This is a genomic window from Burkholderia sp. S171 (assembly GCF_009766085.1).
Taxonomy (GTDB): domain Bacteria; phylum Pseudomonadota; class Gammaproteobacteria; order Burkholderiales; family Burkholderiaceae; genus Caballeronia.
Map to the genome: position 1 here is coordinate 599,809 of NZ_LMUF01000030.1, position 25,627 is coordinate 625,435.

Below are 25,627 nucleotides of genomic sequence, written 5' to 3' on the forward strand. Positions count from 1 at the left end.
GGTCCGGCCATAGCCGCGAAGACTATCGAAGGAGAGAATCATGACTGAGCATGACGTTCTGGTGGGTCGTTATATCGATACATGGAACGAGACGGATGCGTCGCGTCGGAACGCTCTTGCCGAGCTGGTTTTGCTCGACGGCGCTCGCTACACCGACCCGATGATGAGCAGCACCGGCCCGAACGGATTCGCCGAGATGATCGGCGCATTCCAGGCACAGATGCCCGGGTTGACGTTCGAGCGGATGGGCGCAATTGATGCGACGGGCGCGATGGTCCGCTTCAGTTGGCGTCTGGTCGATGCCACTGGCCGGCAACTGGCGAGCGGGACGGACTTCGGCGTATTTTCGATCGACGGACGGTTCGCCGCCATTACCGGTTTTCTCGACAGTACGCTGATGGGCCCGGCATGGTGCGTGGAAAAGTACGCCGCGTTCTGGGCCGCGCCGGACTTCAGCCAGCCGAGCGATGAACTGGCGGCGGATATCGAAGGACATTGGCCGGGATTGCACGCGCCGTTGAAGGGCGTGGAGGCCTATGTGCGGCCGCTGCATGCATTGCTGCGCCACGTTCCGGATTTCAGGCTGGAAGTCGCCGACCACGCGAGTCGCGGCGACACAGTCTTCATCCGATGGATTGCCACGGGCACGCATGGCGATGTGCCGCTGCGCTTCGAAGGCGTGGACTGCGTGCGTCACAGCAATGGCCAGGTTTATGAGAACCGGATCTACTGCGATCATCCGTTGATCCAGGCGTTGAACCGTTAACGGAATCGGCAAGCTTGTTTTTCTTGGATCGAGCGGGGCGCTTCGCCTGGGGGCCAACATGGCGAGAGCGCCCGATTGAACTCAGAGTTCGTCGCCGTCCAGATCGTCGGGGCCTTGCAGGTCCGTTTGTCCTGCTTCACCGCGTACAGCACGACGCTTGCGTTGCACATGGTAGGCCGTCAGTACAGCGTGCACGACCATGTCCAGCGCGGGTTTCGCGTTACCTTGCTTGTCCGTCCAGGTCTTCGGCGTGAGTGCGCCGGCAAGCGATACGCTGTCGCCGTCATCGAGCGCCTGGAGTGCGTCCTTGACGGTGTCGTCGAAGGCGATCACGTTCACGAACAGGCTCTCGCCGTCGCCGGCCGAGGCGCGAACCCGGCATGTTACGAAGTGCGTGCCGTGCTGACCCGTACGCACTTGCGCCGTGCCGTAGAGACGTCCGGAAACCAGGCCGTCGATCATGGTGTACCTCTCCAAAATTCACCGATTGTCTCATTCCCTCACTCACTCACTCGCGAGCAGACGTTTCGCGGCTGCATGGATCGGCTGAGGTTAGATCGCGCCCGCGTGCGTCCTCGCCATGCGCGTCTACTTCCGCTTGGCTTCCTCGAGACACGCTGCCAGCTTCTCGAAATAGTCGAGCGCCTTGCGTGTGGGCATGACAGTCTTGGACCGCAGATCCGTGCTCGATTCGTCGACTGAGACGAGTCCTTCCTGTCTGAGCCGCGTGAGTTTGCGGTGCACCGTAGCAGGCGCGCCTGCGACCGATAACGCCATCGTCTCCGTCACGGTCAGCGTACGCCCCGCGTGCCAGGCTGCTGTCAGCGCTTCGAGCAGCCGTTCTTCGGCGGCATCGAGTTTCGGAAAAGACGGCAACGCCTGAACCGCCTGAGCAAGGTTCAGGAATCGAAAATAGGTATCTACAAGGTGTTTTTTTGCCATGGCGGCGGACTCGAAATGCATCTGTGAATCATATCATCGCCAGTAAACCGACTCCCAAACCCTTATCAGCTTGATAATTAAATGTTACGATTTGCGAAAGAGGGTGTGTATCGGCGCAAGAAAGTGACGCGCACCTGGACCTGAGAGAGTGATTAAAAAAGAGCGCGTTGCCCTGCGGCTGGAAGCAGGGCAACGTAGCCAATCGAACAAATTGAACGGCTTTATATTCGCATCGCAAGGCGGCAATGGCGATGCGCTTCAACACGCAATACGCGCACGATCCAAAAACCATTTGCATCGGGTTCACGCGATGACTTCATCGTTCTTCGCACAAGCGCAGAAAACGGTCGGGCCGACTGACTCTGTGTTCTCAACGTGAGCGCGATGCGCGGTGCATCGACGCATGCATGCGCGTGACAAACCAAAGACCCAGCTTGAGCGTGTAGATAATCATGAGCGTACCAGTCAGGTCCCCGATAAACATCACGATAAAACGTTCGCCGACATTGGTGGTATCGCCGCTCAACGCACACCACGCTTGCTGCATTGCCGGGCCCGCGATTGAATAGAGCAGGATCAGCACTAACAGACGTCCGGCCGTGAGATTCGCGAGTGACTGACTGAGACCAAGTTTGCGCGTGGCGAAGAAATACACGAGATACGGCGCAAGCGCGGAGATAATGCCGCCGAAAGTCGCGCGAACTGGATCGTCCGGGAAGTAATAAAAGAAACAACCGATCCACGACGCGATGAGTATCCCAATCGCGCCCAGACCGCCGAATAACAGCGTACACAGCAGGCGTATGCCGGCAGGCAGATAGATCCAGTTGACTCCGAGCACGAACTCCGAGTGCCTGAAAATCCATTCGTTCGCGACCAGCGTCAGCAGGAAGACGAGGGTGGTGCCGCAGACTACGGCGAGACGATGGCGGATAGGCATAGATAAATCAGAAGCTCAAACGCGGTCACGCGAAAGCCCGGCACGTTGCGAACGTCATTCGGGTTGCAGTGATTGAAAAACGATACAAACGATGCGTGCGATGCGTGTAATACCCACAATTCTATCAGTGCACCTCAAGCCGCCCGCGGCGCGTACCCAATCCAGCGAGCACGGCGCCAAGCGATAACGCTCAGCTAAAGAAATGTTGTGTCACACCCTGACGGCGGTGGTAATTCGGAGTTACCAACTTGAAACATTTAGGCCGGTTCGTTCCGCTAAGATTTACTCAACGAACCTACTCCGTTGAGGTGCACTTCAAATGAACAATAGACTGAAAACTTCCATTTTTGCCGGCGCGATTGCAATCGGGGCGCTCGGGATGTCAGGCGCAGCGATGGCCCAAGTGCGTCTTGGTATCAATATCGGCGTGCCTGCACCGGTGTACGTCGCGCCGCAGCCGGTCTACGCACCGCCGCCGCCTCCAGTTGTCTACGCGCCGCCTCCGCCGGTGTATGTCGGAGCGCCGGTCGTGGTAGTCGGCTGGCACGGTGATCGTTACTGGGACGGCCGCCGCTACTGGAATCACGACGACTGGTACCGCTATCACGGTCACGGCGGTCATTACGATCATCGCGGCTGGCACTAACGTCGGTCCGCGAACACAGTACCCGTCAGATATCTGGCCCCAAGGCCATCCGGCGAAAGCCGGGTGGCCTTTGTTTTTTGAGCGTCCCGCCAGCTCGCCGCCTGACGCAACCCCCGACCACACCCGAATCGCGGTTTTTCATGATGTAACAAAGAGTAAGCTTTCAACAGACGATACCCGTTCGCTGAAGAACAACTTACAAAGTTGAAGTACCGGATTGAAGGCGATCCGCTATATTCGCTTCCACCTGAACAATGACGGCCAGAGGCGCGCCTTTACATGAACAAGATAAAAAGCATCCGGATCCTGACCGGCGTTGCCGGTCTGTGCCTCGCGACGATATCCGGCTTTGCCCACGCCCAAGTGCACGTGGGGATCAACATCGGGATTCCGGCTCCGGTCTATGTGGCACCGCAGCCTTACTACGCACCGCCGCCACCACCGGTCATCTATCAACCGGCTCCCGTCTATGTGCAGCCGGGAATCGTGATCGGGTGGTATGGCAATCGTTACTATGATGGTCGCCGCTATTGGGGGCGTGACGAGTGGTATCGGCACAATGGCGGCCGCCCGAACTATGGTCATGGCGGCCCGGGATACGGCGGCCATGGTGGGAATTACAACCATGGCGGGAACAACAACCATGGCGGGAACAACAACTACCATGGCGGGAATGGCGGCCACAACGGCCACCGCAATTAAACACCTTGATCAGACGCATTAAAAAAGCCGTCCTGCGCAAGCAGGACGGCTTTTGACTTATGGGCGACTCGAAAGAGACGCCGCCATCGAACCACTACTCCGAGATCGCCTGCGGGGCCATCCCACCGACCACGGCATTAAAGCCGCTATCGACGTGGATGATCTCGGCGCTCACGCCGCCCGCCAGATCCGACAGCAGGAACGCCGCCACATTGCCGACCTGATCGATGGTCACATTGCGCCGCATCGGCGCGTTGTTTTCGACAAACTCGAGAATCTTGCCAAAGCCCTTGATGCCGCTTGCCGCCAGGGTCTTGATCGGACCCGCCGAGATGCCGTTTACGCGCACGCCCTTGTCTCCAAGAGACACCGCCAGATAACGCACACTGGCTTCAAGCGATGCCTTCGCCAGGCCCATCGTGTTGTAGTTCGGGATCGCCCGCTCGGCGCCGAGATAGCTCAGTGTGAGCAACGAGGCATCGGGGGAGAGCATGGATTGCGCGGCTTTGGCGAGCGCCGGGAAGCTGTACGCGGAAATATCGTGGGCGATGCGGAAGTTCTCGCGCGTCATGCCATCGAGGAAATTGCCCGCGATCGCTTCGCGCGGCGCAAAGCCGATGGAATGCACGAGACCGTCGAGCGTGTCCCAGCGTTCTTTCAGCGAGACGAAGAGGGCGTCGATTTCCTCGTCGCTACCCACGTCGCACGGAAACACGAGATCGCTGCCGAATTCGGTCGCGAACTCGGTAATGCGGTCCTTGAAGCGGTCCCCCACATAGGTGAAGGCGAGTTCGGCGCCTTCGCGCTTGCATGCCGCCGCGATGCCATAGGCAATCGAGCGGTTCGACAACAAGCCCGTCAGCAGAATCCGTTTTCCAGCGAGAAATCCCATGAATGCTCCTTAAGAAGTCGATATCGCACATGCGCCGGGCTGAGCGCGCGCAAGCCGTGCGCGCGTCGTTACAATGCCCGGGACAGTGGTTTTAGTAGAATTCTCTCACATCGCCTCATGCCGCTTAAGGCGTGCAGCGCTTGGGGCGCCGTTCAGAGCCCGGAGCTGGCTCTGAACGGCAGGCTGTTTTTCCGATCATCGTTTCACTGGTACTTATAAAGGCACTCATGGCGACTGGCTCCCGACGGGTCCTCGGTCTTCTCGGTCTTCTGTCTGGCAGCTTGCTGATCGGTTTCGGCGGGCTCGCGGTTCCGAAATCGGCATTCGCCGTGTACGCCATCGCGCAGTATGGCGAGCCGAAATATCCCGCTGGTTTCAAGCACTTCGACTACGTCAATCCGGATGCACCCCGCGGCGGCACGCTAGTTCTGGCGAACCCGAACCGGCTCACGAGCTTCGATAAATTCAATCCGTTCACGCAGCGTGGCAACCCCGCGCCCGGGCTCGGTTATATGTTCGAGAGTTTGACGACGGGCAGTTCTGACGAGGTATCGACGGCATATGGTCTTCTTGCCGACGACATCAGCATCGCCCCCGATGGCCTCTCGGTCACGTTTCACCTCAACCCGAAGGCGCGTTTCTCGAACGGCGATGCCGTCACAGCCGAAGACGTCAAGTACTCGTTCGATACACTGAAAAGTCCGCAGGCAGCAGCGCAATATGCGGTGTATTTTGGCCAGATCTCACGCGCGGTCATTCTTGATCCGCTGACCATTCGCTTCGATTTCAAGGAGCGCACGCGGGAGATGCCGTTTATCGCGGGCGCGATTCCGGTGTTTTCGCACAAGTGGGGCATGAAGCCCGACGGCAGCCACATTCCCTTCGATCAACTCGCGTTTCAGAAGCCGATCGCGAGCGGTCCGTATCTCATCGAGCAATACGATAACGGCCGCACGATCACCTTCAAGCGCGATCCGGCGTATTGGGGCGACACATTGCCGGTGCGCGTGGGAACGTTTAACTTCGAGCGCATTAACTACAAGCTCTATTCCGATGGCGTCGCGCGGCTGGAGGCGTTCAAGGCCGGCGAGTACGACGCGCTGGTCGAATATGTTGCGCGTAACTGGGTTCGTCGCGACATCGGTAAACGCTTTGACAACGGCGAGCTGATCAAGCGCGAATTTCGCAATCACAACGGCACGGGCATGCAGGGCTTTTTCATCAACCTGCGCCGGCCGATTTTCCAGGACGTGCGCGTGCGTCAGGCACTCGATCTTGCGTTCGACTTCCAGTGGCTGAACCGGCAACTGTTTTTCGGCCAATACACGCGCACTGACAGCTTTTTCGCCAATACCGATCTGCAAGCGACGGGTAAACCGAGCGCGGGCGAACTGGCGATCCTCTCGCCGTTGCGCGCGCAACTCGATCCCGCTGTGTTCGGCGACATGGTGAAGCAGCCGGACACGGATCCACCCGGTTCACTGCGGGCGAACCTGATCAAGGCGCGCAAGCTGCTGGTCGACGCGGGCTGGACGTATAGAAACGGCGCGTTGCGCAACGCGAAGGGCCAGCCGTTCGTCTTCGAGATTCTCGATGACTCGGCCAGCGGCTCGTCGATGGAACCGGTCGTTGCCACGTACCAGCGCAACTTGCAGAAGCTCGGCATCGTGGCGAATTTCCGGACGGTCGACTTTGCGCTGATCCAGAAGCGGCTCGACGCGTTCGACTTCGACATGACCAGCCTGCGCATGCCCGACGTGCAGATTCCGGGGACCGAACAGGATTCGCGTTTTGGCAGCAAGTCCGCGGATCAGCAGGGCTCGGATAACATGAACGGGCTGAAGTCGCCGGCAGTGGATTCAATTGTGCATACCTTGCTCGGCGTGCAGACACGCGAACAACTCCTCGATGCCACCCACGCGCTCGACCGGGTCCTGATGCATGGCTACTATGTCATCCCGCATTGGTACACGGCTTCGCATCGGGTGGCGTATCGAAACACGCTTGCGTATCCGGCGACCTTGCCGCTGTATTACGTCGCCGAAGACTGGATCACATCGACGTGGTGGTTCAATCCAACTGCCGGCGCGTCCACTCCTGCGTCGGCCCCAGCTGCCGCAAAGTAAATCCACGCACCTAATCACTCAAGCGGACCGCGCCCATGTGGACCTACATCCTCAAACGTATCTTGCTGATGATCCCGACCTTGCTCGGTGTCCTCACGCTCACGTTCGCCGTGATCCAGTTCGTGCCGGGCGGACCGGTCGAACAAGCCGTGCACGAATTGCGGCGCGGCGAGCAAGGCGCGAGCTTCGGCATGCGCATGCACACGGGCGTGGATGCGCAGCAAGTCGCGCAACTTCGCGCGCTCTACGGCTTCGATAAACCGCCGCTCGAACGCTACTGGCTGATGCTCGGACGCTTCGCCCGTTTCGATCTCGGCGACAGCTATTTTCGCCATCAAAGTGTGTGGTCGCTGATTGTGTCGAAGCTGCCGGTGTCGATCAGCATCGGCGTGTGGACGTTCTTTCTGACCTACCTGATATCGGTGCCGCTCGGGATCGCGAAGGCGGTGCGCAACGGTTCCACCTTCGATTTCACCACCAGCCTGCTCGTGCTCGTCGGCTTCGCCATTCCCGGCTTCGTGCTCGGTGTGCTGCTCTTGGTGCTGTTCGGCGGCGGGTCGTTCTGGCAGCTGTTTCCGCTGCGCAATCTCACGTCGGATAACTGGGCAACGCTGAGCCTCGGCGGCAAGATAGCCGACTATTTGTGGCATATCACGCTGCCCATCATTGCGTCGGTGGTTGGCAGCTTCGCGGTCGTCACCATGCTGACCAAGAACGCATTCCTCGATGAAATCCGCAAACAATATGTGCTGACGGCGCGGGCCAAGGGGTTATCAGAGAGAAGGGTGCTGTGGAAGCACGTGTTCCGCAACGCGTTGTTGCCGCTGATCGTCGGTTTTCCGGGCGCGTTCATCGGGGCATTCTTTACGGGCAGCCTCCTGATAGAAACGCTTTTTTCACTCGATGGCCTCGGCCTGCTTTCGTATGAGTCTGTCGTGCGGCGCGATTACCCGGTCGTGCTCGGTACGCTGTATCTGTTCACGCTGATCGGACTTGCGACCAAGCTGATCTCCGACCTCTGCTATGTCTGGGTCGATCCGCGCATTCAATTCGAACAACTGGAGCGATGAGTTGAACCGTTCCCTGCTCCGACCGCCTCAAGACAGCGACGCCCAGCCGCTCAGCGTGCCTGTATCGATCACGCCGGGACAACGCGTCTGGCAACGTTTCAAAAGCAACCGGCTCGGCTACTGGAGCCTGGTGATTTTCGTGATTGCGTTCGCGACCAGTCTCGCGGGACCGCTGTGGTCGAATGACAAACCATTGGTCGTCCGCTATCAGGGGCATCTGTATTTCCCGATGGTCAAGACGTACGCCGAGACCACGTTTGGCGGCGATTTTCCGACGCCCGCCGATTACCTCGATCCGTACATTCGTGACCGTTTCAGCGAAGGTGGCAACTTCGCCGTTTATCCGCCGAACCACTATTACTACGACACGCTCAACTATTTCTCCAAGGCATCGAATCCGGCGCCGCCATCGCGTGAAAACTGGCTCGGCACTGATGACCGCGGCCGCGATGTGTTCGCCCGGCTGCTCTATGGCTTTCGCGTGTCAGTAATCTTCGCACTGGTCCTGACAGCGATAGGCACCGTGCTCGGTCTGCTGGCCGGCGCGGTGCAAGGCTACTTTGGCGGCCGTACCGACCTGACCGGACAACGCCTGATCGAGATATGGAGTGCGTTGCCCGAGTTGTATCTGCTGATTATCTTTGCGTCTATTTTTGAACCAACCTTGACTCTGCTCGTCGTGCTGTTGTCGTTGTTCGGATGGATCGGGTTATCGGATTATGTGCGCGCCGAGTTCCTGCGCAACCGCACGCAGGATTACGTGCGGGCGGCGCGGGCGATGGGTTTATCGAATGCCCAGATCATCTGGCGTCACATCCTGCCAAATAGTCTCACGCCCGTTATCACCTTCCTGCCATTTCGCATGAGCGGGGCGATCCTTGCGCTGACCAGCCTCGATTTCCTGGGCCTGGGCGTGCCGCCGCCTACGCCGTCCCTGGGAGAATTGCTCGCGCAAGGCAAGGCGAATCTCGACGCATGGTGGATCTCGTTGTCCACCTTCGGCGTGCTGGTCGCGACCTTGTTGCTGCTCACGTTCATGGGCGACGCGCTGCGCAACGCGCTGGACACGCGTATCTCCGACGCCGTCAAAGCCGGAGGTGGTCAATGAACGCGCCGTTGCTGGAAATCACCGATCTGCGGGTGCGCTTTGGCGAAACCATGGCCGTCGATGGCGTGAGCCTCAAGATAGAAGCCGGCGAGCGCGTGGCGCTGGTCGGCGAGTCGGGATCGGGCAAAAGCGTGACGGCGTTGTCGATCCTGCGGCTTTTGCGCGACGCCGAGCTGAGCGGATCGATTCGCCTGGACGGCCAGGAGTTGCTCACCAAAAGCGAACGGGCCATGCGCAAGCTGCGCGGCGCTGACATCGCGATGATCTTCCAGGAGCCGATGACCGCGCTCAACCCGCTGTACACCATCGGCGACCAGATAGTGGAGACGATCCAACTGCACGATGGCGTTTCCGCTCGCGATGCCCGCCGCCGCGCGATCGACCTGCTCGCACGCACGGGGATTACGGAGCCGGAACAACGCATTGACAGATACGCGCATCAGCTCTCGGGCGGACAACGCCAGCGCGCGATGATCGCCATGGCGCTGGCCTGCCGGCCGCGTCTTCTGCTCGCCGACGAACCCACGACCGCGCTCGACGTGACCATCCGCGCGCAAATCGTGGAATTGCTGCTGGAATTGCAACGCGACGAAGCCGCTTCGCGCGGCATGGCCGTGTTGCTGATCACGCACGACCTCAACCTCGTGCGTAAATTCGCGCAGCGCGTGGCGGTGATGGAGCAGGGCGTGCTGGTGGAAAGCGGTACGGTGCAGGACATATTCGCGTCTCCGCAGCATCCTTATACGGTGCGATTGCTGGCGAGCAGGCCGGAGCGCTCGGTGTTGCCGGTGCTGCCGCTGTCGCCAGTATTGCTCGACGCGCAAGAGGTATCCGTGGAATTCGCCACGAAGACGCCGGGCGTGGGTGGCTGGTTCCGGCGTGGCGCGTTCAAGGCGGTGGATCGGGTATCGGTGACGGTGCGGCAGGGTGAAACGTTGGGCATCGTGGGCGAGTCGGGGTCGGGGAAATCCACTTTGGCGATGGCGCTGCTAGGTTTGCAGCGCACGTCACACGGAAAGGTGGAGTTTCAAGGGCGCTTGCTTGGCGATTATCGTGGCCGCGAAAAAACCGTTTTGCGATCAAATATGCAGGTGGTGTTTCAGGATCCGTATAGCTCGCTGTCGCCACGTCAGACTATTGAGCGCATCGTAGGCGAGGGGTTGGGTTTGCATCGTCCGGAACTTGATGCAGCCGCGCGGCACGCCAAGGTGGTGGCCGTTCTGCGCGAAGTCGGAATTGACCGCACGGCACTGAATCGATACCCGCATGAGTTCTCCGGCGGACAGCGGCAACGCATTGCGATCGCCCGCGCGCTGGTGCTCGAACCGCGCATCCTGATCCTCGATGAACCCACCAGTGCACTCGATGTGTCAATTCAGTATCAAGTTTTGCGTCTGCTTGCCGATATACAACGGAAGTACAACCTGGGCTACGTATTTATTAGCCACGACCTGGAGGTGATTGGCGCGATGGCGCACCGGGTTGTGGTGATGCAGAACGGAACTGTCGTGGAAACCGGCGATGTGGAGAATATTTTTGCCACGCCGTCCCACGAATACACAAGAAAGTTACTGAAAGCCGCGATCGCGGCCTAATTTTCACCAATTAGGTGCGTATCTCAATTGTTTTTTTCTATGCCTTTTGACATGTAAATAATATCTGGCTAGTATCAAGCCAACTTTTCCGCATCACACTGATTTTTCAGACTTTTTCACCCAAAACTACCGACCGATGCAGCAATTAACTTTGACTCAAACATGCGCGCGGGCAGCAGCCAGCATGTTGATCGGCCTGATGATGACAGCGACTTCGGGCGCGTTCGCCGACGAAGTCAACAATTCAAGCCAAAATGTCAGCAATGGCATCTCCGCGTCGACCAAAGCAGCTAACGACATTTATCCCGTTGCCGACTCCGGCAATGTGACAGCCAACCCATCCAGCGGCACGCGCTCTTTTCTTTCCGGCATGGCGAGCAAGGCGGGCGACGTAGTCGTCGGCGCGCTCAATATGATCGGCGTGCGCTATCGCTGGGGCGGCAATACACCGGATTCCGGTCTCGATTGCAGCGGTTTCGTGCGCTACGTGTTCCAGGACACGCTGGGCATGACCTTGCCGCGGCGTGCGGAAGAGATGAGCCGCGTGGGCGAGAAAGTTCGCGTGAGCGAGCTAAAACCGGGCGACCTCGTGTTTTTCAACACAATGCGTCGTTCGTTCTCGCACGTCGGGATTTATATCGGCGACAACAAGTTTGTTCACTCGCCTTCCACGGGCAGCACGATCCGTGTGGACGACATGGACAACAGCTATTGGGAAAAGCGGTACACAGGCGCTCGGCGTGTTGAAGCGACCTTCCCAATTGATGGCGTCGATCTACGTCAGCGTGTCAGCGCCACAATAGGTGGCAACGTTGGTAACAACGACAACTAAGTCGTCGTCAGCTATCTGACCGGTTGCTCGCGGTAATCGAGGCCGGTACGGTCTACAAAAGCCTGCCTTCCAAAAAAGGGCGGGCTTTCGTCGTTCCTGCAGGGATTGCACGCATTTCTAGCCGTTGACCTTCGCCACGTCGCTGTATTGCCGCTTGAGACCGAGCACATTCGGATGCTTCCGAGTGACATTAGCGCCGTACATCGCAACGGATTTCCAACTCCGCTCTAATGGCTATCAAGCACAAAACTTGACATGCCGATTGCTGCTTGCAAGCAAGCTTCGCCCGTACAATCGCCCACTTTTCCCGGGCAGTTCAGAACGCTCTGCATCGATAAAAATACTGCTCAAGGTAAAGCTGAAAAAGCCAGCTAAACGTTGAAACAGGCTGGTGCAAATCCTTGCACGTTGAAGAACCCGCAGTGCGATTACGATCGGAGATATTCAGATTTCTCGTCGTCGTCTTTTATAGTCGTCTCGCACCGGATCAAGCGGTTATATGAAACAGATAATTATTTCGGAATGCAAAATAAAAAGCGATACCCGAAGCAGCGTGGCTTGAAGCTCTCAGCCGATCATTCAAGGAGTGGACTATGAGAGAGCTCGACCGATCGCGTCGTGGTTTTCTGAAGGCGAGTGCAATCGCGGGACTGACGGTCATTATTGCGCCGCTCGGCAGTCGCGCATTCGCTGCGCTATTTGAAGAAAAAATCCTGACGCCGATTCAGTGGGATACAGCAAGCGGCAGCGCGAAGTTTCGTATTGATGGCATCGCGAAGGTCACCGGCTCGAAGGTATTCGCAAGAGATGTGCGCGCGGCCGACATGCCGCACTGGCCGAACCAGCAATCGCATGCATTCATGTTGCGTACGACGCAGGCTGACCGGGCGTATCAGGGTTTCGACCTGAGCTTGCTCGACGACGACCTTCAGCCGGACCGGATTGTCACGGCGGCGGAGCTTGCCCGCGATGGCCTCGCATTTCCCGCGTTCTATGGCGACGACATGCTGCTGCCGCCGGGCAAGACGCCGGCGTATCTTGGCCAGGCGGTAGCCATGCTGATCTATCACGATTTCGCACGCTTCCGGTTCGCCAAAGACAAGCTCCAGTTCCGCGATGAAATCATCCGCTACGGGGAGAAGACCGGGCCGCTTGAACGCGATCCGTGGGGCACGTTCCGCTTTGTGCGCGTCGGCGGTGCGACGGCCTATGACGAGGACACGTTCTCGAGCTTGAAGGACACCATGTTGTTCCCAAGTGCAATGCGTAAGCACGAACCGGTGTGGGCGGCGGGGCGGCAGGACGGCAAGCTCGACGAGCAGGGCTTGTTCCATGCGCAAAACATGCAGGGTGAACTCGATCATCCGCCAGCGGATTGGCTTGTGCTGGAGCGCAACTACAGCACGCAATCCATCGATACCGCCGCGCTCGAACCCGACAACACGAACTGCTGGTACGACGCAGCGACGCAATCGCTGCACATGGTCGTGCCGACGCAAGGGCCGCACGAGGTCGCCGAGAGCGCTGCGGAGATGGCGGCGAAGAGCAAGTTTCCGGTGAAGAACCTGTTCCTGCATCCGGTCTATACGGTCGGCTACGGGTCCAAGGACCACTTTACGGTTCCGTTCTACGGATTGATCGCGGCCCTGTACGGCGATGGCCGTCCGGTACGTCTTGCATTTGATCGCTATGAGCAATTCCAGACATCGATAAAACGGCATGCATCGAAGATGCGGTATCGAATCGCGATTGATAAGAAAACGAACCTCCTGCAGTCGTTCAAGGCCGAGCTCGAAGTCGATGGCGGTGGGCGCTGCAATTTCTCGCCATCGGTGGCCATGGTGGGGGCATCGGCCGCGCAGTCGATCTACTACTTCCCGAAGAGTGATCTGACGGGTATCGCGATCGCTTCACGCGCGATCGACGCCGGCTCCGCGCGCGGTTACGGCACGCTGCAGACCATGGCCGCGACCGAGATGCTGATCGATGAAATTGCGACGCAGCTCGGACTCGATGCCATCGACTTGCGGTTGAAGAACGCGCTGCGCTCGGGCATGAAAAATACCCAGGGTGCGATTCCCGCCGGTGCGATTCGTGTCGATGAAGTCTTGCAAAAGGCCAAGGTTCATCCGCTCTGGACCGGGCGCGCGCAGAAGAAGGCCGAGTATGAGCTGGCGCATCCGGGCAACCGCTATGGCGTGGGTTTCGCGTGCGTGCAGAAAGACTTTGGCACGGGCGCGGAGTCGTCGTTTGTGAAGGTCGAAATCGCGGCCGACGGCAAGATCACGTTGCATCATACGGCCGCTGAAATTGGCACGGGCGTGTCTACATCGCAAGCTATTGCCTGCGCCAAGTGGCTCGGCAAACCGGCCGCCGAGGTCCGCATGGCGATTGTCGACTGGCCGGAGCTGCCCGTGGTGACCAGTGGCGATCCCTACATGATGTCGCAGGCCGAGCAGGACAAGCTGTCGGCTAATCCGCGCTGGTCGCCGGGCTTCATGTCGCCATCGAGTGCGACGAATTCAGCGTTCTACTTCACGCATAGCACGTACGAAGCAGCACGCGTGGTGTTCACGCACGGTCTGTGGCCGGCCGCAATGGCAATCTGGAGCGGCGGTATAGGCGGCGGTCAGGCTGCGCCGCTTGTCGTGCGTCGTGAAGATGCGCGATGGGTGGAGGGCAAGCTCACTGCAGCAGGTCTTGAGCCGTTGGCGGTCGAACAACTTGCGAAGAAAGCACACGACCTCGGGCTCGTCACGGGCGCGATCGTGCATGCGTTCAATCGATGGCAATGGAGCGAGGCGGAATTCGACATTGATGGTGTGACCGAGCGTTTGCCTATCGACGGGCTGTCATTGCTTCACGGTGCGGGTAAGACTGATGCCAAGGTTGCTAAGGCACCGGTCCAGCCCATTTACCGCGCCCTCGATCGCAAGCGGGTGTTCATCGCGCCGGTCAGCCGAAACAACGCTGCGGTCACCTACTACAGCGCGGTTGGAACGCTCGTTGAACTCGCGGTGAACGAAGCCAGCGGCCGTGTCAGCCTGCTTTCGCATCATTCGATCATGGAGTGCGGCAACATGCTTTCGCCGCAACTCGTCTCAGGTCAACTGCAAGGCGGATTGGCGATGGGGATTGGACATGCGCTGCATGAATATCTGCCGCTCTACGAAGAGGGTCCCGGCAACGGCACCTGGAACTTCAACCGCTATCACGTGCCGCGCGCAAGCGATGTCGCTGTCTGGGCCCAGACCGGCGAAGTGCTGCCGCCGCTGTCCGAGACCGATCCGCCAAAGGGCATTGCAGAGGTGGTGATGATTCCGGTCGTTGGCGCCATCGTCAATGGTATCGCGCACGCCATCGGGCATCGGTTCAACGACTTGCCGGTGAAACCGCAAAACATTCAGGAGGCGCTCGCATGACCGCTGCCAACCCCACTCCGACGCCGCTCGTTCAGCAACCTTTGCACCGGCCTTTGATCCAGATGAAACCCATTTCCCTGACGATCAACGGTGCCGCCATGGGTCCGATCCAGACCCCCGACGGCCTGATGATGATCGACTTCCTGCATGAGTACGTGGGCTTGACTGGCTCACGGCTTGGCTGCGGGCAGGGCGTCTGCCACGCGTGCGTGGTGATTCTCGACAAGCCGGACGGGTCGAGCGAAGAAGTGCGCACGTGCATCACGGGCGCGCATTTCTTCGACGGCAAAAAGGTGCGGACCATTGAAGGCCACGCCAAACGCAATGAGCAAGGCGAGGTCGTGGAACTCTCGCCGGTGCAGCAGAAATTCCTCGAACACTTCAGCTTCCAGTGCGGCTACTGCACGCCGGGATTCGTCAATGCGGCGACGGTGCTGATCGAACGCCTAAAACGCGAGCCGATTGCCAGGGAGTCGGTGGAGCACGAGATCACGAAAGCACTCGACGACCACATCTGCCGCTGCACCGGCTACGTGCGCTACTACGAGGCGGTGAAGGACGTTGTGTTGAACACGCCTGGACTTGTTAAGGATTCCGCATGAACCGGGCAATTTCCTTTCGCCTCGGCGCGCTTGCGTTATGCGTCGCCGCTCTGTCCGCTTGTAGCGAACGTCCCGATGACACCGCAGCCCCCACGCATGATTCGGCCGCCGAGCAGATCGCGCGCGGCAGTTATCTCGCGAAAGCGGCCGACTGCGCCGCCTGTCACACGATCGCCGGCGGTGCGCCGTTTGCCGGCGGCGTGAAGCTCGGGTCGCCGTTCGGCACCTTTTATGGCACGAACATCACGCCTGATCCCGAGCATGGCATCGGCAAGTGGAGTGCTGCGCAGTTCTACAAAGCCCTGCACGACGGTGTGGCGCCTGACAAGCAGCTCTATCCGGCCATGCCTTACACGTCTTACCGGACGATGTCCCGCGCCGACAGCGACGCCATCTATGCGTATCTGATGGCGCAAAAACCGGCTGCCGTGCCGAACCACGAACCCGACTTGACGTTCCCGTTCAACGTGCGGATGGCCGTGATGTTCTGGAACATGCTGTTCCTCAAGGACGCGTTGCCGGATGCATCGGCGGGGAGTTCGGCTGACTGGACCCGCGGGCGATATCTCGCCAATGCACTAGGTCACTGTGCCGAGTGTCACACGCCACGTGGTGCGTTCGGGCAGTTGAACGGTGCGAAGGCGTTGCAAGGTTCGATGCTCGGTCGTGTCGTGCCGCCGGATATCACGCCCGCGGGGCTTGCTGCGCGTGGCTGGACGGCCGCTGACTTGCAGACATTCTTCGCGACCGGGATCAGCCGCCAGGGTTCTGCATTCGGCGAGATGCATCCGGTAGTGATGCTAAGCACCCAGCACCTGAGCCCGGGCGATTTGCGCGCGCTATCGACCTATATGCTCGGCGATGCACCGCTTCCGCCTACGCCGGTGCAGCCAGGTTCCGCCGATGCCGCACATGTGGCAGCCGGCCGGGCTAGCTATGTCGCTGTGTGCGCGGGGTGTCATGGGCTTGGCGGGGAGGGCAAACCCCACGTCGCGGTATCGATGCAAGGAAGCTCGACGCTGCGTCAGGCCGATTCGCATAACCTGATCGTTGCAATGCTCGATGGCGTGGATGCCGCCGAGTTCGCCGGAACGGAAAGCATGCAGGCAATGCCGGGATTCGCCGCCACGCTCAACGACGACGAACTCGCGCACCTTGCCAACTACCTGCGCTCGAGTTGGGGCGGCCAGCCGGGTGACGTAACGGCAGCACGCGTCAAGTCGTTGCGCTAAGCCGCCTGGTGCTACGAGGGCAAGCGCTACCGTTTATTCAAACGGTAGCGCCTTTCGCCGCCATTTGCCGCTGTAGTTCCGGCCAGACCTTGGCGACCGCTTCCTCGCCGGCCAGGATCGCCGCGTTGCGCTGGCCGAAGTCGCTGCCGCTCATGGCGGCCAAGTTCGGGCGGATGACGAAGTCGGCGTATTTATCGAGTTCGTACGCCTTGATGGTCTGGCCCATGATCGTGAAGGTCTGCATCAGCACGTCGAAGGAGCTTTGCGTCAGCCCTGTCTCAGGGCGAGCAGAAATATCCACCGCGATCACAAAATCCGCGCCCATCTTGTGCGCGAATGCCGCCGGCACCGGGCTCACCAGGCCGCCATCCACGTACTCATGACCGCCGATCTTCACCGGCTCGAAGATGGACGGCACGCTGCACGACGCGCGCACGGCAATGCCGGTATTCCCCCGCTGGAACAGGATTGGCTGACCGGTCCTCAAATCCGTCGCGACAATACCGAGCGGTTTCGCCATCTTTTCGATCGGCCGGTTGTCGAGCGTCTTGTTCAGGTAATTCTGCAGCGCAACGCCTTGCAGGAAACCGCGCGTGCGAAACGGCATCGCCCAGTCGCTGATAGAGGCTTCATCCATGGTCAGCGCGAGCTTGTTGATGGCAATGCCGCTCATCCCTGATGCCGATAACGCCGCGATCACCGAGCCCGCGCTGGTGCCGCTCAACAGGTCCACCTTCAGATTGCGCGCTTCCAGTGCCTTGATTACGCCGATGTGCGCAAACCCCCGGGCCGCGCCGCCGCCTAGTGCCAAGCCGATCCGCACGGGCCGCTGGGGCGTGCTGGTGGCCGATACTGGCGACGTGGACGGCACGGGTGCAGTAAGCGCGGTGGTGGAGCTGGACGGCGTAGTGCACGCTGTGAGCACGGCCGATGCGCAGCCAAGAGCGAACGCGCGTCGCGACAACTGGGGCAGCGACGAAAGCGAGGGCGGCGAAGTTTTCAAGGAGTTCTCCTGCGATGCAGCGGGTAACAGGCGTGGCGTGGGGCGTGGACGCTGCTCAGCAGCTTGATCAGCTAGCTCGATTGGCCGCTTGGTCATGCCGTCCAGTAACGGCGCACATGATAAAACATGATGACCCCCGAGAGCAGGCCAAAAGCGCCCGGCGGGTATAATTCACACTCGTTTTGACCGCTCGCCAAGTTCGTCCAGAAGACGCGCCGAAGCCGGTCCCCGATATATCGCTTGCCTGGCCCCTCCCGTGCCAGCAAACGCATTTGAGCTATCGAGCACACCGCACATGACCCAAGTCCGTACCCGTTTCGCTCCCAGCCCCACAGGCTTCATCCACCTCGGCAACATTCGCTCCGCGCTTTATCCGTGGGCGTTCGCGCGCAAGATGAAGGGCGTTTTCGTGTTGCGCATCGAGGACACCGACCTGGAGCGCTCGACCGACGCGTCCGTCGACGCCATCCTTGAAGGCATGGAATGGCTCGGCCTCGAGTACGACGAAGGCCCGATCTATCAGATGCAGCGCATGGACCGTTACCGTGAAGTGCTGAAGCAGATGCTCGACCAGGGCCTGGCCTACCACTGCTACATGTCGACGGAAGAACTCGACGCATTGCGTGAGCGCCAGCGCGCGGCCAATGAAAAGCCGCGTTACGACGGCACGTGGCGCCCGGAAGAGGGCAAAGTGCTGCCGTCCATTCCGGAAGGCGTCTCGCCGGTCATTCGCTTTCGCAATCCGCTGGGCGGCGTAGTGAGCTGGGACGACGCAGTGAAGGGCACGATCGAAATCGCGAACGACGAGCTCGATGACCTCGTGATCGCGCGCCCGGACGGCACGCCGACCTATAACTTCTGCGTAGTCGTGGACGATCTCGACATGAAGATCACCCACGTGATCCGCGGCGACGACCACGTGAACAACACGCCGCGCCAGATCAACATCCTGCGCGCGCTGGGCGGCGAAGTGCCGGTGTACGCCCACTTGCCGACCGTGCTCAACGAGCAGGGCGAGAAGATGAGCAAGCGCCACGGCGCGATGAGCGTGATGGGTTATCGCGACAGCGGTTATCTGCCGGAAGCGGTCCTCAACTATCTGGCGCGGCTCGGCTGGTCGCATGGCGATGCGGAGATTTTCTCGCGTGAACAATTTGTCGAATGGTTCGACCTGGACCATCTGGGCAAGTCGCCGGCGCAATACGATCCGGACCGGTTGAACTGGCTGAACGCGCACTACATCAAGGAAGCGGACAACGCACGGCTCGAAACGCTCACCAAGCCTTTTCTGGCCGAACTGGGTATCGACTCCACCATGATCGAGCAAGGGCCGCCGCTCGAGCTCGTGATCGGCTTGCTGAAGGACCGCGCATCGACGGTAAAGGAAATTGCCGATAACGCCGCCATGTTCTATCAGGAGCCCGTGCTCGATCCCGCTGCACTCGCGCAGCATGTTACGGAAGCCGTGCGTCCCGCGCTTGCTGACTTGCGGCAGGCACTGAGCGAAGTGGAGTGGAGCAAGGAAGCCATCTCGGCGGCGTTCAAGGCCACGCTGACGGCCCACAAGCTCAAGATGCCGCATCTCGCCATGCCGGTGCGTCTGCTGGTCGCGGGCACCACGCACACACCGTCCATTGACGCGGTGCTGATGCTGTTCGGCCGTGAGACGGTGCTGACTCGGCTTGAGAAGGGCATTGCCTGAACATGAGGCGCAACATGAGTGCGTTGCATCGTGGCGAACGGTGTCCGGTTTGCGCCCCAAGTTCGCACCCTAAGGACGAACTATTTTCAGATGCTGGGCTAAAAGGTATTTACAACTTCAAAAGTGCCCTTTAGAATCTCGTTTTTGTTCTGCAAGGGGGGTATAGCTCAGCTGGGAGAGCGCTTGCATGGCATGCAAGAGGTCAGCGGTTCGATCCCGCTTACCTCCACCACAGAACAGAAATGAAGCTTTTTAAAGCGCCAGAGCATCGGAAAAAAAGCTTCACAAGAATCACAAAGCTGTTTATAATGTCGTTCTTCGCTGCTGACTGACAAGAAACTGATTAATAAGGTTTAAACGATTAAGAAAGTATTAATCGAAGTTAATCAGAAAGCTGTCGGGATTAAGTGAAAAGAGTAGAAGACATTGACTGAAAAGTTTATGTCCCCATCGTCTAGAGGCCTAGGACATCACCCTTTCACGGTGAGTACAGGGGTTCGAATCCCCTTGGGGACGCCATAACATCGGCGGCTGCCAGAAGCGCTGCAAGTTTGTTGAGTCAACCAACCTCACGAACTGATGGAAAGAAGTGGAGCGGTAGTTCAGTTGGTTAGAATACCGGCCTGTCACGCCGGGGGTCGCGGGTTCGAGTCCCGTCCGCTCCGCCAACAAGTTGTAAAAGAAAAATCCAGCTTAAGCTGGATTTTTTTCGTCCACGTTTTTTGTACGTCGCGTTTTTCATCCTTCCCAGTCCTTCCGCTCGCCCGCTCCCGTTTCCTCTCCCGCTTTTCTTCTTACCACCATCCCGTTGCATCTTGTTGAACGTGTGGCGTGTGTGACATCGAATTTGCGCGCTCGTAAAACTCTCCATTGCCAGCGCGCGCCGCCTGACTTAGTGTTGATGACTTGATTCCGTGCTTTCATCGCGCAATGCTCGATCCCACCGAAGCTCTCTCGCCGTTTCAGTTGCGCCTGGCGTCGATGGACGATTTTTCGTTCGCCGAGGCGCTTACGCGCAACAACATGAATGGCTACTACCGCCGCCACAATCTCGTGTGGCGCAGCGATCTGTTCCTGGGTAGCTGGCGGGAATCGGAAAACTTCGTGCTGGAGTGCGACGGCCAGGCTATTGGCGTGATGCGCGTGACGGAAGAAGACCAGTCGCTGCACATCCGCGACGTACAAGTGGTGGAAGGCTGGCGCCGGACGGGCGCGGGGACATTTCTCCTCGATACCGCGCACCGCTGGGCACGTGCACGCGGACTAAAGGAGACGCAGTTGCGCGTATTCGTCGATAACCCCGCGGCCCGGCTCTATATCCGCATGGGATATAAAACTGCCGGTTCGCGGCTCGCACAATTCGGCGCGATCCGGAATATGGTGCGCGCCGTTTAGCGTTTCAGCGCTCGTTCGACGCGCCGTTCTGACTATCGTCGCGCGGCTCGCCGTCGCGGACAAAAAATGCGCGCGGACTTTCGCCGAACGCACGTCTGAACATCGCGGAAAAGGCGCTCTGGCTTTGATAGCCGAGCAGCAACGCAACTTGTGAGAGCGGTCGGCCCTGACTCAGTAACGGAATCGCTCGCGCCAGCACGGCCTGCTGACGCCATCGCGAAAAGCTTACGCCGAGTTCACGCCGGAACAAGCGCGCGATCGTGCGGGTGCTTGCACCGGCGAGCGTTGCCCAGTGTTCGAGCGAATCGGCGGAAGCAGGGTCGGCGAGGACCGCTTCGCATAATGCGAGCAAGCGTTTGTCGGTGGGCATCGGGATGGAGAGGGGCAGCGGCCGCGAGCGTGTGATTTCATCCAGTGCAAGCGTGCCGAGCAGCCGTTCGCGCTCGCTTGAAATCGTCAGGTCATCCAGCGCAACAGCCACCTCGCGCAGCAGCGGCGACACTTCCACTACGCGGCACGCATCCAGTCCCGGCGGCACGACACTCGCGTCTATATACAACGTCCGCAGAAACGCGTCTTCCACAATTACCACTTCGTGCGTCACGTTCGGCGGGACCCAGATTGCCCGCGACGGTGGCACCATCCACGTTGACCCTTCCGCTGCGATGCGCAGCACGCCCCGTGTCGTGCATGCGACCTGCGCCCACGCGTGTGTGTGCCGCGCAATTCGGACGCCGGCCGGCACGGGCCGCGAACGCACGCGAATCGGGTGCGTGAGCGTAGGCGACGACTCGGCGGGAATGTCGAGATGCTCGACTTCTTCCGGTTGCAGCGATTGCAGCGGTTGATCGGTTGGCGTGAACATGGTTTGTAAGCGCTCCTCCTCCGTGATATTAAAGGCATCGGGCGGGATTGGCTTTGAAGCCGGGCGCGGGACGTGTTTCGTTGGGCCAAGCCATCACGACGTAACACCTGTTTTATATGCTTGGCATAATGCGCGCTGAATCTTCATGGAAGGGATAGAACGCATGCAACACGTATTCGTCTACGGCACGCTGCGAGCGGGCGAGAGCAATGACATTCGCCTCGCGGCCGAGCGTAACGGGATCGCCGCGCCAATGCTGATCGGCTCGGGTCATATCAACGGGCGGCTGTACGACTTCGACGCGTATCCCGGACTGGTGCTCGATCCTGCAGCGCGGCCGGTGCATGGCGATATCTATCGGATCGATGAAACGCTCGTGCCCGTGCTCGATGAAATCGAAGAGATCGTGCCGGGTGTTATCGGCTTGTATCGTAGCGAGCGCCTGCACGTGACGGTTCACGTAGACGGGCGCGCGCAGGTTATCGATTGCCTGGTTTATCCGGTCGGCGAGGCGGCGGTGGAAGGTTTGCCGCGTATCGATAACGGCGATTGGGTTGTGTATCGAAGAGCACGGAATTGATTGATCAACGCCGATAAAAAAAGCCGCCCTGAATTTTCAGGGCGGCTTTGTTTTACAGAAGAGAAGATCCGCGTTAAGTCTTAAATCTCTTCGTAAAGCGGCAACGTCAAAAACTCCGCGAACGTATCCGATGTCGACATCGCTTCGAAGATCGTCGCTGCCCGGTCATACGGCGCGGTGTCGCCGGCAATGACCGCTTTCACCTTTGCCAATTCTTCCTGCGTGAAGGCGCGGACCATGTCAGCGGTTACTTTGCGGCCATCGTCGAGCTTGCCTTTCGGCGAGCGAATCCACTGCCACACTTGCGAGCGCGAAATTTCCGCAGTCGCTGCATCTTCCATCAGGTTGTGGATCGGCACGCAGCCATTGCCCGCGAGCCACGAACCAAGATAGTGGATGCCCACGTTGATATTGCCGCGCACGCCGCCTTCGGTGATGGGATCTTCAGGACGGAAATCGAGCAGATCGGTTGCTGTGACCTGCACGTCCTCGCGTTGCTTCGCGATCTGGTTCGGCTGGTCGCCGAGCACCTTCACGAACTCTTCCATCGCGATCGGCACGAGGCCCGGATGCGCGACCCATCCGCCGTCGTAACCGTCACTCGCATCGCGCGCCTTGTCCGACCGTACGCCGCCCATGGCTTTGTCGTTGGCTTCAGCGTCGCCCTTGATCGGAATCAACGCACTCATGCCGCCAATAGCAGGCGCGTTACGCCGGTGACACGTCTTCAACAATTGCAGCGCGTAGGCGCGCATGAACGGCACGGTCATCGTGATCTTGGCGCGATCCGCGAGGCAGAAATTGGCGTCGTTCTTGAACTTCTTGATCGCAGAAAAAATATAGTCCCAGCGGCCGGCATTCAGCCCCGACGAATGCTCGCGCAACTCGTACAGGATCTCGTCCATTTCGAACGCGGCCAGGATGGTTTCGATAAGAACCGTCGCCCGAATCGATCCACGCGGCACACCCACCATCTCCTGCGCCGCCACGAAAATCTCGTTCCACAGACGCGCTTCGAGATGGCTTTCGAGTTTCGGCAAATAGAAGTACGGACCCGCACCGCGAGCCAGTTGCTCCTTCGCGTTGTGGAACAGGAACAGCGCGAAATCGAAGATGCCGCCCGACACCCGCTGACCATCTACGGTCACGTGTTTTTCATCGAGATGCCAGCCGCGCGGACGCACGATCAGCGTCGCGGTTTTATCGTTGAGCTTGTATGACTTGCCGTTCTGTTCAAGCGAAATCGTGCCGCGTACCGCTTCCTTCAGATTGATATGACCGGTCAGCTGGTTGTCCCAGTTCGGCGTGTTCGAATCCTCGAAGTCCGTCATGTACGAATCCGCGCCGGAGTTCAGCGCGTTGATGATCATCTTGCGTTCGACCGGTCCGGTGATCTCCACACGGCGGCATTCGAGCGCCTTCGGCAATGCTGCGATGGTCCAGTCGGCATCACGGATGGGTTGCGTTTCGCTGAGGAAATCCGGGCGTTCGCCTGCGTCAAGGCGCTTTGTACGTTCGGTGCGCGCAGCGAGCAACGCCTGACGACGCGGCTCAAATGCGCGATGAAGCGTTGCTACAAGCTCAAGCGCCCCGGGCGTCAGGATGGTCTCGTAGCCGGGTTTGATATCGGCTGTGATGGTCATGCCCTGCGGCACGTGGGTCAGCGTGTTCGCCATGTTCTTGCATCTCCTTGGTCGGTCAGACGGTTTTGCGTGCTGGGTGAATCGATGAATCGGTTAGTTGTTGGGACTGCGGGGCATGCGCTTGGAAAGATCGAATGGCGCGCTGTGTTGATGCTGCGGACAGCCTGCATCGATGAAAGCAAGCAGATCGGTCATATCGCGTCCGGTGCCGCGCGGCAGGACGCCGAGTTGTTCCGCGGGCATCGCCATGCGATTGAGCCAGAAAGTGGTGTAGCCAAACCACGTCGCGCCCGTCACGTCCCAGCCATTCGACGATACAAACACGATCTCCGATGCCGCCACGCCGATCGCTTGCGTTCCGAGTGCGTAGGCAGCTTGAGCGGGTTTGTAGGCCCGCACGGCGTCGACTGAGAGGACGTGATCGAAGAGGCCCGACATGCCCGCGCTTTTCACCGCGATGTCCAGCATCTGCGGATTGCCGTTCGACAGAATCGCGAGTTTCAAATCCGGGCGCTTGCGCAGCGTTTTCAGCGCGGTGACCGTGTCCGGAAATGCTGCGAGGCAGGCATATTCATCCATCAGGCGCTTTTCCGCGGCCGGCGTGAGTGCGTGTTCAAGCTTCAGGCGGGTGGCCGCGAAGCGCAGCGCGTCGAGCGTGATCGCCCAGAACGGTTCGTATCGGGCGCCAGCGGGGTCCGAGAGTGTGCGCAACTGCGTGTATTCGATCTGCTTTTGGCGCCACAACTGCGAAAGCGCGTCGCCTTGACCGGGGAATAACTGCTCGGCGGCCGCCACGACGGAGTGCACGTCGAACAGCGTGCCGTAGGCATCGAAGATGACTGCACGGGGAGGCGAAATCGATGTCGTTGACATGGCTGGCACTCCGAAAATAGATCTCCGACCATTCTATTAGTGCGTTGGAACGACCGGAAGATGCATCCAGATCACTTGATCTTTGACTTTTCCACGCCTAATCTGGTCATCCGACATTTCAACAAACGCACCCGCATGGACCGATTCAAGCAAATAGAAACGTTCGTGGCGGTCGTCGCCAAGGGAAGCCTGTCCGCCGCCGCACTAGCCGAAGGCGTCGCGCCCGCCGTGATGGGCCGGCGGCTGGACGCGCTGGAAGAGCGGCTCGGTGTGAAACTGCTCGTCCGCACCACGCGCCGCCTGACGCTCACCTTCGAAGGATCGGCGTTTCTGGAGGATTGCCAGCGGGTGATTCATGACATGCAGAGCGCGGAGGCGAGCGTGTCGGCCGGCGGGGTAAAGGCGAGCGGGCATCTGCGGGTGTCTGCCCCGGCCGGTTTCGGGAGGCGTCATGTTGCCGCGCTCGTCCCCGTTTTCACTTCGATGCACCCCGATGTTTCGATCACGCTCGACCTGACGGACCGTATGGTCGATCTGGTCAACGAGGGTTTCGACTGTGCGGTGCGGCTTGGCGAGTTGCCGGATTCGTCGCTGGTGTCGTTGAAGCTGGGTGAGAACCGCCGGGTGTGCGTGGCGTCGCCGGACTATTTGCGCGTGCGCGGCGCGCCCGCCGATCTCGACGCGCTCGCGC

Annotated in this window: 23 protein-coding genes and 3 tRNA genes; 18 read left to right on the forward strand and 8 right to left on the reverse strand. The window is 59.6% G+C overall.

Translation table 11 applies throughout. The features are described 5' to 3' along the window. Positions 1 to 40 precede the first annotated feature (40 nt). Positions 41 to 766: a nuclear transport factor 2 family protein gene (locus GSQ93_RS16535; protein ID WP_158936714.1), complete on the forward strand. Its 726-nt coding sequence runs from the start codon at positions 41 to 43 to the stop codon at positions 764 to 766. 81 nt (positions 767 to 847) lie between these two features. Here the strand turns inward: GSQ93_RS16535 and GSQ93_RS16540 are convergent, their stop codons facing one another. The 3 genes from GSQ93_RS16540 to GSQ93_RS16550 form a co-directional block, all read right to left on the reverse strand. Beyond that, entirely contained in the window at positions 848 to 1,228 is a 381-nt protein-coding gene (locus GSQ93_RS16540; RefSeq protein ID WP_158936715.1) for a single-stranded DNA-binding protein, read from the reverse strand. Positions 1,229 to 1,354: 126 nt separating this feature from the next. Then, positions 1,355 to 1,708: a winged helix-turn-helix domain-containing protein gene (locus tag GSQ93_RS16545; RefSeq protein ID WP_158936716.1), complete on the reverse strand. Its 354-nt coding sequence runs from the start codon at positions 1,706 to 1,708 to the stop codon at positions 1,355 to 1,357. Between the two features lie 370 nt (positions 1,709 to 2,078). Then, complete coding sequence (locus GSQ93_RS16550; RefSeq protein WP_158936717.1) at positions 2,079 to 2,648, reverse strand: hypothetical protein; 570 nt, start codon at positions 2,646 to 2,648, stop codon at positions 2,079 to 2,081. A gap of 319 nt (positions 2,649 to 2,967) precedes the next feature. On the opposite strand from GSQ93_RS16550, the gene GSQ93_RS16555 reads away from it, so the two are divergent. Further along, the gene (locus GSQ93_RS16555) at positions 2,968 to 3,294 is read left to right on the forward strand and encodes a hypothetical protein (RefSeq protein WP_158936718.1); all 327 of its coding nucleotides are present in this window, start codon (positions 2,968 to 2,970) and stop codon (positions 3,292 to 3,294) included. 288 nt (positions 3,295 to 3,582) lie between these two features. Next, positions 3,583 to 3,996, forward strand: a complete 414-nt coding sequence (locus GSQ93_RS16560; RefSeq protein ID WP_254073911.1) for a hypothetical protein — start codon at positions 3,583 to 3,585, stop codon at positions 3,994 to 3,996. 94 nt (positions 3,997 to 4,090) lie between these two features. Here GSQ93_RS16560 and fabI read toward each other — a convergent pair whose 3' ends face one another. Next, positions 4,091 to 4,888 carry an enoyl-ACP reductase FabI gene (gene fabI / locus GSQ93_RS16565; RefSeq protein WP_158936720.1) on the reverse strand — a complete coding sequence of 266 codons (798 nt, stop codon included), beginning with the start codon at positions 4,886 to 4,888 and terminating at the stop codon, positions 4,091 to 4,093. A gap of 227 nt (positions 4,889 to 5,115) precedes the next feature. On the opposite strand from fabI, the gene GSQ93_RS16570 reads away from it, so the two are divergent. The 8 genes from GSQ93_RS16570 to GSQ93_RS16605 all read left to right on the forward strand — a co-directional run bounded on the left by GSQ93_RS16570 (position 5,116) and on the right by GSQ93_RS16605 (position 16,875). Beyond that, positions 5,116 to 7,014, forward strand: a complete 1,899-nt coding sequence (locus GSQ93_RS16570) for an extracellular solute-binding protein (RefSeq protein ID WP_158936721.1) — start codon at positions 5,116 to 5,118, stop codon at positions 7,012 to 7,014. 35 nt (positions 7,015 to 7,049) lie between these two features. After that, complete coding sequence (locus tag GSQ93_RS16575; RefSeq protein WP_158936722.1) at positions 7,050 to 8,084, forward strand: microcin C ABC transporter permease YejB; 1,035 nt, start codon at positions 7,050 to 7,052, stop codon at positions 8,082 to 8,084. After that, positions 8,038 to 9,192, forward strand: a complete 1,155-nt coding sequence (locus GSQ93_RS16580) for an ABC transporter permease (RefSeq protein ID WP_158936723.1) — start codon at positions 8,038 to 8,040, stop codon at positions 9,190 to 9,192. Before GSQ93_RS16575 ends, GSQ93_RS16580 begins: the two co-directional genes overlap by 47 nt. Then, positions 9,189 to 10,787: an ABC transporter ATP-binding protein gene (locus tag GSQ93_RS16585; protein ID WP_158936724.1), complete on the forward strand. Its 1,599-nt coding sequence runs from the start codon at positions 9,189 to 9,191 to the stop codon at positions 10,785 to 10,787. The genes GSQ93_RS16580 and GSQ93_RS16585 overlap by 4 nt, the downstream gene beginning before the upstream one ends. Before the next feature lie 136 nt (positions 10,788 to 10,923). Next, positions 10,924 to 11,619 carry a C40 family peptidase gene (locus tag GSQ93_RS16590; RefSeq protein WP_158936725.1) on the forward strand — a complete coding sequence of 232 codons (696 nt, stop codon included), beginning with the start codon at positions 10,924 to 10,926 and terminating at the stop codon, positions 11,617 to 11,619. A 593-nt stretch (positions 11,620 to 12,212) separates the two neighbouring features. Then, complete coding sequence (locus GSQ93_RS16595; protein WP_158936726.1) at positions 12,213 to 15,041, forward strand: xanthine dehydrogenase family protein molybdopterin-binding subunit; 2,829 nt, start codon at positions 12,213 to 12,215, stop codon at positions 15,039 to 15,041. Then, positions 15,038 to 15,643, forward strand: coding sequence for a (2Fe-2S)-binding protein (locus tag GSQ93_RS16600; RefSeq protein WP_158936727.1), 606 nt, complete (start codon positions 15,038 to 15,040; stop codon positions 15,641 to 15,643). The genes GSQ93_RS16595 and GSQ93_RS16600 overlap by 4 nt, the downstream gene beginning before the upstream one ends. Then, positions 15,640 to 16,875 (forward strand): cytochrome c, encoded by a 1,236-nt coding sequence (locus GSQ93_RS16605; protein ID WP_158936728.1) that lies wholly within the window; start codon positions 15,640 to 15,642, stop codon positions 16,873 to 16,875. Before GSQ93_RS16600 ends, GSQ93_RS16605 begins: the two co-directional genes overlap by 4 nt. A 37-nt stretch (positions 16,876 to 16,912) precedes the next feature. On the opposite strand, the gene GSQ93_RS16610 is transcribed toward GSQ93_RS16605, so the two are convergent. Further along, positions 16,913 to 17,974, reverse strand: a complete 1,062-nt coding sequence (locus GSQ93_RS16610; protein WP_158936729.1) for a patatin-like phospholipase family protein — start codon at positions 17,972 to 17,974, stop codon at positions 16,913 to 16,915. A 199-nt stretch (positions 17,975 to 18,173) separates the two neighbouring features. On the opposite strand from GSQ93_RS16610, the gene gltX reads away from it, so the two are divergent. From gltX to GSQ93_RS16635, 5 genes are all read left to right on the forward strand, one after another. After that, on the forward strand, positions 18,174 to 19,580 hold the full coding sequence (gene gltX, locus GSQ93_RS16615) for a glutamate--tRNA ligase (protein WP_158936730.1): 1,407 nt from the start codon (positions 18,174 to 18,176) through the stop codon (positions 19,578 to 19,580). A 156-nt stretch (positions 19,581 to 19,736) separates the two neighbouring features. Next, a tRNA-Ala gene (locus GSQ93_RS16620) sits at positions 19,737 to 19,812 on the forward strand. Positions 19,813 to 20,023: 211 nt separating this feature from the next. Then, positions 20,024 to 20,099: transfer RNA gene (locus tag GSQ93_RS16625), tRNA-Glu, on the forward strand. Between the two features lie 72 nt (positions 20,100 to 20,171). Continuing rightward, positions 20,172 to 20,248 (forward strand) — tRNA-Asp (locus GSQ93_RS16630). 262 nt (positions 20,249 to 20,510) lie between these two features. Next, positions 20,511 to 20,975: a GNAT family N-acetyltransferase gene (locus GSQ93_RS16635; RefSeq protein ID WP_158936731.1), complete on the forward strand. Its 465-nt coding sequence runs from the start codon at positions 20,511 to 20,513 to the stop codon at positions 20,973 to 20,975. A 4-nt stretch (positions 20,976 to 20,979) separates the two neighbouring features. Here the strand turns inward: GSQ93_RS16635 and GSQ93_RS16640 are convergent, their stop codons facing one another. Continuing rightward, on the reverse strand, positions 20,980 to 21,840 hold the full coding sequence (locus tag GSQ93_RS16640; protein ID WP_158936732.1) for a helix-turn-helix domain-containing protein: 861 nt from the start codon (positions 21,838 to 21,840) through the stop codon (positions 20,980 to 20,982). Positions 21,841 to 22,003: 163 nt separating this feature from the next. Between GSQ93_RS16640 and GSQ93_RS16645 the strand changes: the two genes are divergently transcribed. Then, positions 22,004 to 22,420: a gamma-glutamylcyclotransferase gene (locus tag GSQ93_RS16645; protein ID WP_158936733.1), complete on the forward strand. Its 417-nt coding sequence runs from the start codon at positions 22,004 to 22,006 to the stop codon at positions 22,418 to 22,420. Between the two features lie 80 nt (positions 22,421 to 22,500). On the opposite strand, the gene aceB is transcribed toward GSQ93_RS16645, so the two are convergent. Continuing rightward, the gene (aceB, locus tag GSQ93_RS16650) at positions 22,501 to 24,096 is read right to left on the reverse strand and encodes a malate synthase A (RefSeq protein ID WP_158936734.1); all 1,596 of its coding nucleotides are present in this window, start codon (positions 24,094 to 24,096) and stop codon (positions 22,501 to 22,503) included. A 60-nt stretch (positions 24,097 to 24,156) separates the two neighbouring features. Beyond that, the gene (locus tag GSQ93_RS16655) at positions 24,157 to 24,936 is read right to left on the reverse strand and encodes a haloacid dehalogenase type II (RefSeq protein ID WP_158936735.1); all 780 of its coding nucleotides are present in this window, start codon (positions 24,934 to 24,936) and stop codon (positions 24,157 to 24,159) included. A 135-nt stretch (positions 24,937 to 25,071) separates the two neighbouring features. On the opposite strand from GSQ93_RS16655, the gene GSQ93_RS38105 reads away from it, so the two are divergent. After that, on the forward strand, positions 25,072 to 25,627 hold a 556-nt coding region (locus tag GSQ93_RS38105), incomplete at its 3' end, for a LysR family transcriptional regulator (RefSeq protein ID WP_254073895.1).